Origin of the sequence: Domibacillus sp. A3M-37 (assembly GCF_024213455.1) — a bacterium.
Classification (GTDB): domain Bacteria; phylum Bacillota; class Bacilli; order Bacillales; family Domibacillaceae; genus Domibacillus; species Domibacillus tundrae.
In genome coordinates, this window is sequence record NZ_JANAVL010000006.1 from 154911 (window position 1) to 171148 (window position 16238).

The following is a 16238-nucleotide window of genomic DNA, read 5'->3' on the forward strand; positions in this document are numbered from 1 at the left end:
ATTTATTTTCCATGATGGTATTACTGGGCATCGTGATGACTGTGGCGTCAGTTGGCAAAGCAGTAACTGGAAAAGGACGGTCTCTTGTACAAAAAGAGATGCGCCAGGATGTAATATCAACAAACATCAAAACGATAAAGGGAGAAGCAAAACAAATGAAGCGATTAATCATGTTCAATATTATTGGAATGATCGTCTTAGTCGGTCTCGTATTTGGAGGCGTATATTACTATTATGAAGCTGAACATTTCGTTAAAACAGATGACGCAAAAGTGGCGGCTGACATGGCCCAAATTACAGCACCAGCTTCTGGAAAGCTGACTGACTGGACATTACATGAAGGCAGCACTATTGCCCAGAATGCAGCAGTCGGCAAAGTAACAGACTCAGAACAGGCGCTTTCTGTTACTTCATTGATGAAAGGCACTATTATTAAAAACGAAGCGATGAATGGCCAACTCGTTCAGGCGGGCAAAGCGCTCGCTCAAACAGCCGATATGGATCATCTTTATATCACTGCCAATATTAAAGAAACAGACCTGCAGGATGTTGAAAAAGGCGATAGCGTTGATATTACAGTTGACGGAGACAAGGAAACCACTTTTAAAGGAACGATTGTAGAAATTGGCTATGCAGCCAACTCTGTTTTTTCTGTGCTGCCGCAAAGCGCAAGCGCTAATTACACAAAAGTAACACAAAAAGTGCCCGTGAAAATCTCTCTTCAAAATCCATCTGCCAAAGTCCTCCCAGGAATGAACGCTGAAGTGAAAATTTCGTTATAATCTTTTCGTTATAATCATCTAGAGCAAAATTTACATTTTAAAAAAGCTAAACACATCTTAATTGTGTTTAGCTTTTTTTATCTAGCAATAAATACATATGGACGAAAAAAAAGATTTAATAGTGATTATAAACAAATAAAAAAAGTAAGTTCAGATAAAACATACAAGCAATTATTTCTCATACATGATAATGTATAATCAAGTAACCTAGAGTGTCATAAAAAGTAACATATACTCGTCTGCGCATTAAAATATAGTCTAAATAAGCACTGACGCTTTACATTAAATAGACCTTTTGAAAGGAAGGAAACATCTTGAGCCTAGATACTTTAAACAAACAAATCAAAACAGATCTTTCTTACCTTGCCTTCGGAGGACCTGACTGGTCGCAGCCTGTCAGTCATCCAGACGGACATGTTTACGATGTTGTCATTGTTGGCGGCGGTCAAAGCGGATTAGGTGCAGCTTTCGGTTTATTGCGTGAGCGGGTTTCAAATATTCTCGTCATTGATGAAAACAGTGAAGGGTTAGAAGGACCGTGGGTCACGTATGCACGGATGATGACACTCCGAACGCCGAAACATTTAACCTCTATTGACCTGGGGATTCCTTCGTTGACGTTCCGCTCATGGTGGGAGGCGCAGCATGGAGCTGAAGGCTGGGAAGCCATCGATAAAATTCCACGCGGCGACTGGATGAATTATTTACGCTGGTATCGGAATGTCCTTAACCTGCCTGTCGTTAATGAAGTGAAGCTAAATCTTTTGGAACCCGGCGACGACGGAATTTACCGTCTGCACATTGGAGGTTCAGGCGCTCCTTCTCCTACGCTTTTAGCACGAAAAGTCGTTTTAGCGACCGGCATTCAAGGCGGCGGCGAGTGGCATGTCCCGCCCATGATTTCTGACAGCCTGCCGCGTCACATATACGCCCACACATCTGAAACAATCGATTTTAACTCCTTAAAAGGAAAAAAAGCAGCGGTGCTTGGCGGCGGTGCTTCTGCATTTGATAATGCAAATTTTGCCCTATCACAAGGCGTAGCAGAAGCGCATATTTTTATCCGCCGCAACGAAATGCCACGCGTAAATCCGATTCGTCAAATGGAAGTCTCCGGCATGATCGAACGGTTCCCTTCTTTATCAGATGCGGATAAATATGCGGCAATCCGCCACTTTTTCAAGCATAATCAGCCGCCAACCAATGACACATTTGAACGTGCGGCAGCCTGGCCCGGCTTTCACCTTCACCTGGCTTCTCCTTGGCTTGATGTGAAAGCTTCTGAAAATGGGGCCGTTGTGACAACACCAAAAGGGACATTTACGTTTGATTTTTTAATTATCAGCACAGGACTTGTAACTGATCCTGCTCTGCGTCCAGAATTAAAGCTGGTAGAGCAGCATATTGCCCGCTGGAGTGACCGCTACAAGGCACCCGTAGAAGAAGCGTCTCCTCTGCTTGATGCACACCCGTACCTTACACCCGGTTTTGCTTATACGGGCAGAAGTGAGGAGGGAGAAAAAAAGGTCCGCGGTTTGTTTGCTTTTAATTATTCAGCTCTTATTAACAGCGGCATTTCCGCTTCAGCTCTCTCAGGCATGCGATATGGCGTACCCAAGCTCGTCTCGGAAATAGCGGATCAGCTGTTTTTAGACAATCGTGAAGAAAACCTAAAAAACTTTTTTGCTTACAATGAACACGAATTTACCGGCGTATGGTCAAAAACAAATGTGCCGGCAAAAGCACAGTAATATAACTTTAAGCCGAAGCATATGAGAAATCATGTGTCAGAGTGTAGAAAAATAAGTATTTCTTTGCTCTCTACAGTGAACGGAAGTGAGAGAGGTTTCGTTTGCTGCTTTTAAATGGGAGCCAAAAAGGCGGCGGGCGCGCGGCTTGTCATACCACTTGGTGAAGCCTGCCGGACGCAGACTCCTAGGGGAACAGTGGATAGGGCGTGATCCCGCAGACGCGAAGCGGCGAGGAAGCACGCCGTCCGCACGCCCGTGAAAAGCGAAGTCCGGCTGGCTCCACCTATCGGCACTTTTCAAAAAAAGCTGCCAACTTTGTCAACAGCCTGACCGTTCCTTTATGAGGAACGGTTTTTCATTTACACAAACATACATTCCCTTCATGTGGTATACTTGTGAAAAAGAGGTGAGCACATGGCAGACTTAAAGGATTTATTCAATCAGGCATTTGTAGAGTCATTAGCAGCTATTTTTGAACAATATGACACTTCGTTTCAACGCCAGCGCTTTTTGAATCATACGTATGAAAACGATTGGGCGGCTCTTGCGTTTAAACAGCGTGTTCGCCGGCTATCGTCCGCGCTTCACATTGGAATGGATAAGCCTTACGATGAAGCACTGTCAATTTTAAAAAAAGCGGCTCCTCATTTCCAAGGGCTCACAGGGATTATTTTTCCCGATTACGTAGAGAAGTATGGGCTGAATCATTGGGAAGAATCCATAGGTGCACTAGCTGAACTTACAGTGCATTCTACTTCTGAGTTTGCCGTACGCCCTTTTCTGTTAATGGATCCAGACCGTATGCTTGCACAAATGAAACAGTGGATAAAAAGCGACAATGAACATATTCGGCGCCTGGCCAGTGAGGGAGCCCGGCCGCGGCTTCCTTGGGGACAATCTATTCCATTATTTAAGGAAGATCCCTCCCCCCTTTTTCCACTGCTGGAGCCACTGTTGGAAGATCCTTCTTTGTATGTGCGCAAAAGCGTTGCCAATCATTTAAACGATATATCCAAGACCCATCCGGAATGCTTGATTGAGCTGGTCAGGCAACGACATGGCCACAACCATCACACAGACTGGATTTTACGGCATGCCTCCCGCACGCTTCTGAAACAGGGAAACCCTGATATTCTGCACCTATTCGGCTATCCAAGCAGCAAGAATGTGTCTGTCCGCTGCTTATCTGTAGAAACAAATTCGATCGCAATTGGCGGTGCCTTGCACTTTTCGGTGGAACTATACGCTTCCGTCGACACAAAGGCTCGAATCGAATACGCGATTGATTATATGAAAAAAAGCGGCCGGCCGAGCCGGAAAATTTTTCAGCTTGCGGACACTTTCTTAACAGGTGGACAGTCCAAAACATACAGCCGCACTCAGTCTTTCCGCAATATGACAACCCGGACCCACTACATTGGCGGGCATACTCTTACGATTCTAGTGAATGGCGTCGATAAAGATAGCTGTTCCTTTCAAGTAACAAATGAAGCATAACCCATAGTCGCCTAATTGGATTTCTTTCGATCAAATGTAATAAAAAGGAAATTAAAAGTGTGGTGAATGGATTGTTTAAAGTGCTGTTAATTGAAGTAGATGACTCTGTGTTTAACCAGTTGAAAAGAATGCAGATCCAGCTATTCAAAAAGAGTCTTCCCTCTACATCGGGCTGGAGCTGACCGATGACGCACAGATAGAAGAAACGAACGACGTATTTAAAGAGACGGCCTTTACCGGCAGCCAGCAATTTTCTCAGCTGGATATGAGCAGCATGCAAAAACAAAACATGGGGCTGATTATGTTTATTGTCGGATTTTTAGGCCTCAGGCTGCATTCTTTACTTTAAACAGATGGACGAAAGTGAGCAGAAAAAAAGCAGCTGCACCATTTTACGCAAGCTTGGGTTTACCCAAGGAGATCTGCTGAAAAGCATTCAATTGAAGCAGCTGTTTAACTTCGGCATTTCGCTCGTAGCAGGACTGCTTCACAGCTATTTCGCTATCAAATCCGGCTAGTTTTTCTTCGGCGGCGAGCTCTACTCTGGGCGCCGATGCTGATTGTGATGCTCGTGTACACATATTTTCGGTATTCTTTCCGTGCTGTACTGTAAGAAAGTCATTAAAGACGCGCTTTAATAGATAGAAGGTAAAACTCCAGAAGACAGCTCTGGAGTTTTTCAATATGTACTTATGAAAATATAGTTAAAATCGAAAAGTGTATTTCTCATCGTTAAACACTTATTAGCTTTCGAAAATAGCTCGTTCATATCAAGGATAATATGCGCCAATCTGCATACACTATTTCTGCCTCTAATTCTCAATGTGATTTGAAAACCATCTCATCATTCGACAAAATTAGTCATAAATCGACAAAAAGTATTTGACCTTTAAAAAAAAAACGTATAGAATTTTCTACATGTTTTTAAAAAGAATGAGGGCTAATCATGAAAAGTGTATTGTTTAGAAAAAAGAATATCGAAGAACTACTGAACAACAATGGCCGAAACCAGCTAAAGCAGACATTAGGAGCCTTTGATTTAATGCTGCTTGGCGTTGGCGCCATTGTTGGGACCGGTATATTTATCCTTCCTGGAACAGTAGCTGCGACTCATTCAGGACCAGCTATTGTTTTTTCATTTGTTATCGCTGCGATTGTTTGTGCGCTCGCGGGTATGTGTTATTCAGAATTCGCTTCATCCGTACCCGTAACAGGCAGTGCTTATACGTATGGATATATCGTATTTGGGGAGTTAGTTGCTTGGTTAGTAGGCTGGGCGCTGGTGCTGGAATATGGCTTGGCCGTTGCGGCGGTCGCAACTGGCTGGTCTTCTTATTTAGCTGCTTTGTTAGAAGGATTTAATATCATCATTCCAGAAGCAATCTCGGGTCCTTTTAACCCCGCAGAGGGAACGTATGTAAACTTGCCAGCGGTTGCGATTGTGCTGGCCATTGCTTTCTTGTTAACACGCGGGATCCAGGAATCCGCCAAGCTTAATAAGATCATGGTATTTGTTAAAGTAGGGGTTATTCTTTTATTTATCGGAGTCGGAATTTTTTATGTGGAGCCTGCAAACTGGCAGCCGTTTGCGCCGTTCGGCGTAAGTGGCGTGATGAGCGGAGCAGCGCTTGTATTCTTTGCTTACCTTGGATTTGATGCTGTTTCATCAGCAGCGGAAGAAGTAAAAAATCCGCAGCGCAATTTGCCGATTGGCATTATTGGCTCATTGTTAATCTGTACATTGCTTTACGTCGCGGTCTCACTTGTGTTAACCGGTATTGTTCCTTATACAGGCTTGAACGTAAGTAACCCGGTCAGCTTCGCTATGCAGCTTGTCAACCAGGATTGGGCAGCCGGTGTGATTTCACTCGGCGCTGTTGTCGGGATGGTGACAGTTATCCTTGTCATGTTATATGGAGGCACGCGGCTTCTTTATGCATTTGGCCGCGATGGCCTGCTGCCGAAAGCGATGTATGAGCTTAATGAAAAATATAAAACGCCTGTTAAAAACACGTGGATCTTTTCAATCCTTATCGCTTTTTGTGCGGGATTTACTCCATTGTCTAAATTGGCGGAATTAGTGAACATGGGCACATTAATTGCTTTTACAATCGTTTCAATCGGTATTGTTTACCTCAGAAAGAATAAAAACATTCCAACAGGCGGCTTTAAAGTACCGTTCTTTCCAGTTTTACCGATTATTTCATTCCTCCTATGCTTGTTTTTAATGAGCCAGCTCTCCATCCATACTTGGATTGCATGCGGTATTTGGTTTTTAATCGGGCTTCTTATTTATTTTGCCTATGGCAAAAAACACAGCTCGATGAATACAAACGAATGAAAGTAAAAAGTGAGCCCGCATTGTTGTGTATAAACAATGCGGGCTCGTTTTTTTGTGGCTATGTTAAATAATGCTAAAGCAGCCACTTATTTTTCCATAATTAAGAAAAAGATTGATGAAAAATGCTGCTTAAACTCTTTCATTCAATACCTTTGTTTCTACATCCAAATAATTAATTATTGACTAGCTCTTTTCCGCTTAGACCAAGCGTCTCTGCTGTTGAAGTATGAATTTCGTGCAGAAGCTCTGGATTTCCCATTAGTGACACGCCATAAGAAGGAATCATTTCTTTAATTTTCGGTTCCCACTCTTTCATATGTTGCGGGAAACATTTTTTAAATACCTCAAGCATAACGTGAACACCAGTAGAAGCACCTGGAGAAGCACCTAGTAATGCTGCAATCGAGCCATCAGCGGCACTAATAACTTCCGTACCAAATTGAAGTGTACCTTTGCCGCCAGCTTCAGTATCTTTGATCACTTGCACACGTTGGCCCGCTACGACTAAATCCCAATCCTCGTTTTTTGCGTTCGGGATAAACTCACGCAACTCTTCCATGCGCTGTTCTTTTGATAGCATCACTTGTCGGACTAGGTAGTTTGTCAATGACATATTTTTTGCACCTGCCGACAACATTGTTAAGAGATTATCAGGTTTTACGGACGTGACCAAATCAAACATTGAACCGGTTTTCAAAAACTTTGGTGAGAAGCCGGCAAACGGCCCAAACAGCAACGATTTTTTATTTTCGATAAATCTTGTGTCAAGATGCGGAACAGACATTGGAGGAGCCCCAACCTTCGCTTTGCCGTATACTTTTGCATGATGCTGCGTTACAACATCCGGATTATTACACACCATAAATATTCCGCTTACCGGGAATCCTCCAATATGTTTTCCTTCAGGAATACCGGATTTTTGCAGTAGATGCAGACTTCCTCCCCCGCCTCCGACAAAGACGAATTTTGCAGCATGGCGTTCGACGTTACCGCTGTCGTTTCGTACTTTCAATTCCCACGAGCCATCGCTAGCACGTTTAATATTATCAACGCTATGTTTGTATTTGATATCGACGTTTTTACTCTTTAAGTGGTCAAACAAAATGCGCGTTAAAGCACCGAAGTTGACATCAGTTCCAGAGTCGATTTTTGTTGCTGCTATAGGTTCATTCGATGGACGATCCTGTATAATAAGCGGAATCCATTCCATCAGTTTTTCAGGGTCATCGGAAAATTCCATCCCTTGAAACAGAGGATTATTTGACATCGCTTCAAAACGTTTCTTTAAAAACGTTACATCTTGTTCCCCTTGTACCATACTCATATGAGGCAATGGCATAATAAAGTCCTGCGGGTTACGTATCAGCTTGCTGTTTACAAGATAAGACCAAAACTGCATTGAAAGCTGAAACTGTTCATTAATTTGGATAGCTTTGCTAATATCTATAGATCCGTCTGGTTTTTCGACAGTGTAGTTAAGCTCGCAAAGTGCCGCATGCCCTGTTCCTGCATTATTCCACTCGTTAGAGCTTTCCTCTCCCGCACTTTCGAGCTTCTCAAACACTTTAATTTCCCATTCCGGTACTAATTCTTTCAAAAGCGTCCCTAAAGTTGCACTCATGATTCCGGCACCAATTAAGATGACGTCTGTTTTCGTTTCTCTGTTGCTCATGTTTACCTTCCCTCTCCCCTTAAATTTGCAGAAAGGATGTAAGCGCTTCTGATTAGGCGTCACACCAAGCTAAGGCACGACCTAGTCACACACCTTTTCTGTCTCAATTATAACCATATCATAGTGTATTACAATTACTTATAGATTAAACTATCTACTATTATATGATAGTTATGAGTTATTTGAAAGCGGATAAAAGGTGAGAAGTCCGTCCACAAGTTCCTAGGAACACACAAAAACCAAGGCCTTAATCCAGCTTCTTGCAAGGATGAAGGCTTTGGTTTGCGGTTACCAGCGAACCGTCACCATCTAATTTTCGCTGTTACTTATGGTAAGGTTCCCCCAATCTCTCTCTTCAACAGCTCTTCCAGAAGCAGCTTAAATCCTTCAATCATCGTGTCTTCTTCCACCTCGATCAATAGACAGCGTTTGCCATTGTAATTGACCTGTTTGACATATCTCAAGTCTTGAGGGCTGATCGCAATATTCACTACTTTTGTGCTGATCTTAATGTACTTGGACTCGGAACGATATGGCTTGCTTTCATTTCATACGTTTTGTCTTCAACCACCTGCTGAAATGCCCTTTCCGCTTTTTCCGTATTCACATCTTTTACGCCGCTCGCCTTCAGCACACGTTCAATCTCTTTAGTATCCAAAGTAGGAGTACTCTCTTCTTCCACCACTATTTTCAGTAAATCGTTATCCAACTTAAATTGTTTTCGAATCTCTGCTATACCTTTGTTATTCATCTCTAATTTTAACTCCCTAGCTAGTAAGATTCGTGTTTTGGACAAAAAAAGAGCATCCAAAGCTACAGTTAGCTTTTGACACTTCTTTATTATAACAATCTTTAAGATGAAGAAGGCCTATCTATTATGGATTGCCTTTGTTCCTCTTGGGTCGTTATGCACCTCTACATGTTTTGTATATTTTAAAATTAAATTGCTAATAATGTGTATGAACATGGAATTTTTAAGTACGACTAGAAATGTTTTTTCTCAATAAGAGGGGTGGGATGTACATGTTTTGGAAAAAAAAACAAATTAAAAATAAGCTTGTTGCTCAATCAATAGCTGAATCAGAATTATCGATAGAAGCTCTGAAAAAAAGCCTCGTTCAAATGGACGATGCAGAATTTGTGGAAATTGACATTTCCGATATTCGAAAAATTCATCTTGTTTACATACGAACTCTCATTGACCAAGAAAAATTAAATGAAAGCATTATAAAACCTTTAACTGATTGTTCCAAACCGTCTATTCAAGATTGCATTGTGAATTCCTCAATTATTCCCATTTCTATTTTTATAGAGGCAAAAAAACAGTTGTTTTCAGGGTCCGTTTTGTTATTTGATTCTTCGCAAAACCTTTGGTTAGCTGTGCCATTAAAAAATCCTATTGGACGTGCCATTGAAACTTCCGAAACAGAAACCATCCTGTTCGGAGCAAAAGACAGCTTTAGTGAACAAGTAGAACACAATATTACGCTTATTCGAAGACGACTCCCCATACATGAACTGAAAGCAGAGAAGTTTTCTGTCGGTTCTATGAGTGAGACAAGTGTTGTTTTAATGTACATAGAGGGGCTGACTAATCCAGATTTTGTTTCAACAGTCAAAGAGAAGATTTCTGAAATTAATTTTGATCTCTTCTTTGACTCCTCTCAAGTTGCGGCATTCATGGAGGAACATCAAAACAGTATTTTTCCTCAGTTTCAGCAAACTGACCGGCCTGATGTAGTTGCTTATTCTCTGGGATTAGGAAAGATCACCCTTCTAGTAGACAATACACCATTTGCTCTTGTTGCACCCATTACTTTTTTCCATTTGTTCCAATCACCCGAGGACTATATTAATCGATGGGTAGTTGCCAGTTTTTTGCGCATCATCCGATATGTCTGTTTTATTCTGTCAATCACATTGATTCCTTTCTATGTGGCATTGACAACTCATCACTATCAAATGATTCCTATACAAACACTTCTGGTCTTGGTCGACTCAAGGAGCAAGCTTCCTTTCACTCCTTTTTGGGAAGCATTTATCATGTTAATTTTTATTGAAATCATAAAAGAAGCAAGTTTAAGAATGCCTACAAAAACAGGTCAAACACTTGGGGTTATTGGTGGTATTGTGATTGGTCAAGCGGCTGTTGAGGCTGGATTCGCTAGCAAAGTATTAATTGTCTTGGTTGGGATCTCGACGATATCTTCCTTTCTTACTCCCAACTACCTTATGACAAAAGCAAATTCATTAATTCAATTGATGTTTCTTGTTTTTTCTTCTTTACTTGGGTTAATTGGGATTGCACTAGGAAGCATTGCTATTTTAGCCCATCTTAATAGCTTGTCTTCAATCAAGCAACCCTATTTTTCACCAGTTTCCCCTTTCTTTAGAAAGGATTGGATTGACTTATTCATTCGAGGGCCATTAGTTAAAATGTTGGAGCGTCCAGAGCATCTTAAACCTCTAAAACTGAAGAGATATAAAATTAGGAGATGACTTGATGGAAACCCACCAATTATTTAAAAAGAATGAAACCTATAATGGGTTCTATGCCATGTTGTTAGTAAATCGCCTCCAAATGCTATACTTTTTTCTGATTATGCCAAATATCTTGATCAATCCATATATGATTTGGGTGCTTATAGCTGTCGGGATATTATCCCAACTAAACCTTCTTCTTTTATCGAAGTGGCTTTTAACCCGTTTATCTAGCAATGGATATAATGGATTCGTCCAATTATTTGGAAAAAAATTGGTGCGATTTCTCTCTTTCATCGGGTTGTTCTTTATTCTACTTAAACTTTCCGTCATAACGTTAGGATACAGCGAAATTGTTCAAACATTTATGTTTCCAGCAACAGATACAAATTTTCTTGTCTTTTTTATTTTGTTGTTCTGTTTTTATGTCGCAGGTAAGGGCGTTGAACATACCATTCGTTTTGTGTTGATTGCTTTTTTCTGTACATTTTGGACAATCACATTTTTCGTTTTTTTCTTCTTTCCTCCAATAGCTCAACTCAGTGATTTGTATCCACTTATTCCAATGGAGTGGAAAGTAGAAAATTGGAAAGCCTTTTTTTTAATTTTATCTTCCTATTCCGGTCCGGAATTTCTGGTATTTTTGGGACCATGGCTTAAAACAAATAATAAAACCTTTCGCTATTTGTCTTACGGCAACGCTCTCACCGTTGTAGAGTATGTATTCCTATTTATAGCATCCCTACTTTATTTCGGTTCCAATTTTTTAAGTAAAAGTCAATATCCAATTGTTAATATGGCCCGTTATCTTCAAAACCCAGTGTTTGAACGAATTGATATGATCCTGCTTTCCTTTGAATTATTTAACCTGGTTTTTGCAGTTTCTCTATTTCTACTATTGTTTTATGGAGCATCTAAAATAGCTTTTGGTAAAATGAGCAAGCCGTCCAGTGGAAAAGGTTTGTTATTCAGTGTATTCCTTGTTTTTATCGGAATGGTTCTTGTGAATGAATTATTTTGGAAGTCTTGGGAGAAGCAGAACTTTTTACTTAATCTTCAAATTATAGCTGGAAGCATAAGCTATTTTCTTGTTCCACTTGTTATTGTTTTAGTAATGAAAAAAAGAGGGGGTTAAAAAACATGCGTCTACATAAAAAGATATGTAAAAGATTGATACTCCTTTTTATGACTTTTTGGTTATCTGGCTGTGCCCCTTTTACCGAAAATAACCTCATTGAAGAAATTTCTCCCATTACCTTTTTGTCAATTAGTAAGGGGGATAAAGGGAAATTAAAAGTCAGTACAATTATGCCTCCTCTAAGTAAAGAAAATAAGTTTGTTATGTCGCAAGAAGTCAGCTTATTAAAGGAGGGCGTACAGAAGTACAACTTAAACTTCTACCAGGAAATGAAATCCGGACAAATGCGGATGCTGGTAATTAGTGATGAACTTGGAAAAGACGGGATTATGTCCATTATAAATGTATTATTGACTGATCCGGATATTTCTTCGAGAATTTATTTAGTTATCGTAAAAGGAGATTTTGATGAATACTTGGAAAGTCAATTGGACAAAGATGAAAACTTTGATTACTCGTTTTACCGAATGCTGAAGCATTATGAGGAAAAAAACCAAGGAGAATTAACTGTCGTTAATCTTCATGAATTTAAAAATTTGCTCTATACTCCTTATTCAGATCCTTTCTTGCCTGTATTCAAATTAGAAGAGGATGGGGTCAACTATGAAGGTACAGCCTTGTTTCAAGATGACAAGCTAGTTGAAACTATTTCATCTTTAGATGATCGTATCTTCCAGCTGATAAACAACGATCACTACTTAGCCGTTTTACCGATTCAAAAATTTGAAATTGTACTGGGTCATGTTAGATCTAAAATAATAGTAGATATCGATAGCAGCTATTCTACAATGACCTATACCGTGAATATAGACACTAGGATTGAGGAATACCGGGGAGATAAGCAATTATTTGACCCAAAGGAGTTAGAAAACATGAAAAAAGATATCGAAACCCATCTTGAAAAACAAACACATGAACTAGTTAAAAAGATGCAAGAATTGAAAGTGGATCCATTACAGCTTGGCATACAAACAAAAAGACCATTCTCAAAACCAATGGAAGAAAAAAAATGGAGTGAAATGTTTGAGAAGATGGACATTAAAATAAAATACAATGTTAATATCGATCCTTTGACGGATGCAAATTCAAAAAGGCAAAACCTTTAATTTTCCCTATCGAATAACTCATAACGTAAACAAAAGGCCCTAGAATCGTTAGATTCTAGGGCCTTTTGTTTAAAATTTATCGCTTTGTGTAATTTCTGTCATAATTATACAACAACACAAGCGAGCGTTGTGGTCGAAAACATGGGAAGTGACCATGTTTTCATCACATCCGCCTGGCTTTCCTCCAAAATGTCTGCGGCTTTTCTTTTACCGTTTGTTTGCTACCAATAATCCACTCCATATGTTGTATTACTATAACAGCAGCTTCTTCTTCATTAAACTCCGCCAAATAAATTTTTTTTCAAAAGGAACTGTAAATCTTTCTTCAGTTAAAGAGAAATTCCAACCATTATCTTTTCGTTCTATATGGGTATCATAATATTTTTCTGACGTATATTCATAAAATACTTTTTTCCCTGTAAAATAATTTTTTTGATGGATTTGTCCAATAGTTAATATAATAATTTCTCCTGAACTTTATTTAAAAACCTCATTTACTTATGGTACGGTTCTCTGGGTTGTATCTTGTATGCTGCCCATTTTGTTTATCTCTCCTTATATAAAAATATTAAACAAGGATAATGTTCGTTCAAGGCATATCCTTTTTTTCATTAACTTAGGGTCTTACGATGTAAAATCTTAGATGATGATCTACTCTTCTACTACTTCTTACTCGAAATATCAATCCATACTGCTACGATTAGGATTAAACCTTTAACGATATACTGCCAAAATGCCTGAATATTCATCATGCTCATACCGTTATCGATACTTGCCATAATCAGGGCGCCAATTAGAGCACCGATAATTTTCCCTCGGCCACCGACTAAGCTCGTTCCTCCGATAACACAAGCTGCAATTGCATCGAGCTCATACATATTTCCGGCACTGACAGTGGCAGCATTCAGCCTGCTCGTTAACAGGACACCGGCAACACCAGCAAGACTGCCCATCGTAATAAATACCCAAAGCGTATTGCGTTTAATATTAATTCCGGACAATGCTGCAGCTTCTTGGTTTCCTCCAAGCGCATAGATCGAACGTCCAAACGCCGTTTTATTCGAAATAAAGATAAAGACTGCTGCAAATAAAACTACAATTAAAAATGGAACCGGAATTCCCAAATACCGGTTTAACATATAGGTTGTTAAAAGAATAAAGAATGCATAGATTCCAACCTTGCCAAAATCAAGAGTTGCAGCAGGAAGCATAAGGCCCAAATGCTTACGCTTTTTTCGATTTTGAAGCGTCCAGAAAACCAATAATCCAATGCTGATTACTGCTAAAATATACCCTGGAATATAAGGGAAATAACTGTTGCCGATTTGTTTAAAACTGTCCTCCATCGGTGCAACTGTTTGTCCTTTACTTAAACCGATTAAGATCCCGCGGAAGATAAGCATTCCTCCAAGGGTTACGATGAAAGCAGGAACAGCCCGGTAAGCAACCCACCAGCCTTGCCATAATCCAAGGATCGCTCCAATCACAACCCCTGCAATCACAACTGAAAAAGTTCCCCAACCATGCCACACTTGCAGAATGGCTGCAATCCCGCCTGTTAATCCAACCAATGATCCTACGGATAAATCAATATGACCAGCAACGATAACTAAAGTCATCCCAATTGCAAGAACTGCAATAACAGACATTTGTATAATTAAATTGGAAATATTGCGCGAAGATAAAAATTCTCCACCCGTAAAAACACTGAAAATAACTGCGATTAAAACTAGTGCAATAATAAGAGTGTACGCTTGAAGGTCAAACTTAAAACTTACCCCTCTGTTTCCCTGTGCTTTCCCTTCAGCTGCTGCCGTTTTAGCCATGTTTCTTCCCTCCTGTTGCACATATCATGATTTTCTCTTGTGTTGCTTCTTCTCTCAAGAACTCTCCGGTAATGGAGCCTTCTGACATGACAAGCACTCGGTCTGACATTCCCAAAACCTCTGGAAGTTCTGAGGATATAATGACAATTCCAACGCCTTCGCTTACAAGTTCATTGATAATCTTATAAATCTCGTATTTAGCTCCTACATCAATTCCTCTTGTTGGTTCGTCCAGGATTAACACTTTCGGATTTGTCATTAGCCATTTGCCAAGAACCACCTTCTGCTGGTTTCCACCACTCAGCTGGCCAACCTTCGCCTCCAGGTTAGGCGCTTTCAGTTTCATTTTTCCAGTCAGTTCTCCAGCATTCTTCACTTCTAGTGCGTCATCAATAATTTTTAATTTCATTACCTTATTTAAAGCAGCTAGGGTGGTATTCTTCGTTATGTCCATTCCCAGCACGAGGCCATAACGCTTGCGGTCCTCTGATACGTAAGCCAGGCCTTCTTTTATCGCATCTTGTGGTTTGTTGATCATTGTCTCTTTTCCATCAATCAAGACAGTTCCTGTCTTCTTTCCTTTAAGACCACCGAACAGGCTGATGAACAATTCTGAGCGGCCCGCCCCCATTAATCCGGAAATACCGAGGATTTCACCTTTTTTCAATGAAAACGAAGCATTCTTAATCAACTGTTTCCCATTATCATCAAAAACGGAGTAATCTCTTACTTCCATTATGCTTTCTGAACTAATCAGGTGCGGTTCATATGGAAATAACTCAGTGAGCTCGCGTCCAACCATTTTTGAGACAATTTTTTGTTCCGTTAATTCTTCAATTGGTTCAGTACTGATGGTTCGACCATCTCGTAAAATCGTAACCGAATCGGCAAGAGCCATTACCTCTCCTAATTTATGAGAAATATAAATACATGTAACACCTTTCGTACGCAGTTCATTCAACAAGCCCACGAGAACCTCAACATCACTTTCCGTTAAAGCGGCTGTTGGCTCATCCAAAATAAGAATATCTGTTTTTTTCGTTAATGCTTTTGCAATTTCGATTAATTGCTGCTTCCCAACTGTTAAATCGCCGACTTTTGTTTGTGGATCAATGTTCAAGCCGATATGTTTGAGGGATTTCTGTGCTTCTGCATAAATCTTGTTCCAATTAATGACTCTTTCTCGCATTAAATCATGACCTAAAAATAAGTTCTCAGCGACAGTCATTTCCTCTACTAACGCAAGCTCCTGATAGATAATCCCAACACCTGCATCCTGAGATTCTTTTATGGTTTTAAATTCAACCTTTTGGCCATTAATAATAATTTCTCCATCATATGTACCGTTTGGATATACTCCACTCAGTATTTTCATCAACGTTGACTTTCCAGCACCATTTTCACCACATAGAGCATGGATTTCCCCCTTGCGCACCGAAAATGTAACATTATCTAAAGCTCTAACACCTGGAAATTCTTTCACGATCCCTTTCATTTGTAGCGCATACGTATCCATTCTAGCTTGTCACCACCTATTCGGAACTCAATTTTGTAAAGATGAGCGTAATACATCAACTGTGACATCATTTAGGGGGCTAATAGATAGCCATAATTATATTTTTAGATAAATAGAAAAAGGGGGAG

The 16238-nt window shown here is 40.1% G+C and carries 11 protein-coding genes and 2 pseudogenes; 9 read left to right on the forward strand and 4 right to left on the reverse strand.

The features are described 5' to 3' along the window. Positions 1-155: 155 nt before the first annotated feature. The 6 genes and pseudogenes from NLX67_RS11695 (at position 156) to bcaP (ending at position 6371) form a co-directional block, all read left to right on the forward strand. Entirely contained in the window at positions 156-782 is a 627-nt protein-coding gene (locus NLX67_RS11695; protein WP_254311899.1) for an HlyD family secretion protein, read from the forward strand. 314 nt (positions 783-1096) lie between these two features. Beyond that, a complete protein-coding gene (locus NLX67_RS11700; RefSeq protein WP_254311862.1) occupies positions 1097-2533 on the forward strand; it encodes a flavin-containing monooxygenase in 1437 nt (478 codons plus the stop codon). Positions 2534-2739: 206 nt separating this feature from the next. Next, positions 2740-2877, forward strand: coding sequence for a hypothetical protein (locus NLX67_RS11705; protein WP_254311863.1), 138 nt, complete (start codon positions 2740-2742; stop codon positions 2875-2877). Between the two features lie 70 nt (positions 2878-2947). After that, a complete protein-coding gene (locus NLX67_RS11710; protein WP_254311864.1) occupies positions 2948-4030 on the forward strand; it encodes a DNA alkylation repair protein in 1083 nt (360 codons plus the stop codon). A 95-nt stretch (positions 4031-4125) separates the two neighbouring features. Beyond that, positions 4126-4668 (forward strand): annotated as a pseudogene (locus NLX67_RS11715) (FtsX-like permease family protein); the annotation flags it as partial. A 308-nt stretch (positions 4669-4976) separates the two neighbouring features. Next, the gene (gene bcaP, locus NLX67_RS11720) at positions 4977-6371 is read left to right on the forward strand and encodes a branched-chain amino acid transporter BcaP (protein WP_254311865.1); all 1395 of its coding nucleotides are present in this window, start codon (positions 4977-4979) and stop codon (positions 6369-6371) included. Positions 6372-6543: 172 nt separating this feature from the next. Here the strand turns inward: bcaP and NLX67_RS11725 are convergent, their stop codons facing one another. After that, positions 6544-8043, reverse strand: a complete 1500-nt coding sequence (locus tag NLX67_RS11725) for a malate:quinone oxidoreductase (protein ID WP_046180617.1) — start codon at positions 8041-8043, stop codon at positions 6544-6546. Between the two features lie 326 nt (positions 8044-8369). Further along, positions 8370-8722: pseudogene (locus NLX67_RS11730) on the reverse strand (DUF4317 family protein); the annotation flags it as partial. A gap of 344 nt (positions 8723-9066) precedes the next feature. On the opposite strand from NLX67_RS11730, the gene NLX67_RS11735 reads away from it, so the two are divergent. The 3 genes from NLX67_RS11735 to NLX67_RS11745 are packed head-to-tail and all read left to right on the forward strand — an operon-like array spanning position 9067 to position 12768. Beyond that, positions 9067-10542 (forward strand): spore germination protein, encoded by a 1476-nt coding sequence (locus NLX67_RS11735; protein WP_254311866.1) that lies wholly within the window; start codon positions 9067-9069, stop codon positions 10540-10542. A 4-nt stretch (positions 10543-10546) separates the two neighbouring features. Next, positions 10547-11659 carry a GerAB/ArcD/ProY family transporter gene (locus NLX67_RS11740; protein ID WP_254311867.1) on the forward strand — a complete coding sequence of 371 codons (1113 nt, stop codon included), beginning with the start codon at positions 10547-10549 and terminating at the stop codon, positions 11657-11659. Positions 11660-11664: 5 nt separating this feature from the next. Continuing rightward, positions 11665-12768 carry a Ger(x)C family spore germination protein gene (locus NLX67_RS11745; RefSeq protein ID WP_254311868.1) on the forward strand — a complete coding sequence of 368 codons (1104 nt, stop codon included), beginning with the start codon at positions 11665-11667 and terminating at the stop codon, positions 12766-12768. A 662-nt stretch (positions 12769-13430) separates the two neighbouring features. On the opposite strand, the gene NLX67_RS11750 is transcribed toward NLX67_RS11745, so the two are convergent. Together NLX67_RS11750 and NLX67_RS11755 are read right to left on the reverse strand one after the other, a co-directional pair. Continuing rightward, positions 13431-14594: a sugar ABC transporter permease gene (locus NLX67_RS11750; protein ID WP_254311869.1), complete on the reverse strand. Its 1164-nt coding sequence runs from the start codon at positions 14592-14594 to the stop codon at positions 13431-13433. Continuing rightward, the gene (locus NLX67_RS11755) at positions 14587-16110 is read right to left on the reverse strand and encodes a xylose ABC transporter ATP-binding protein (protein ID WP_254311870.1); all 1524 of its coding nucleotides are present in this window, start codon (positions 16108-16110) and stop codon (positions 14587-14589) included. Before NLX67_RS11755 ends, NLX67_RS11750 begins: the two co-directional genes overlap by 8 nt. Positions 16111-16238 lie beyond the last annotated feature (128 nt).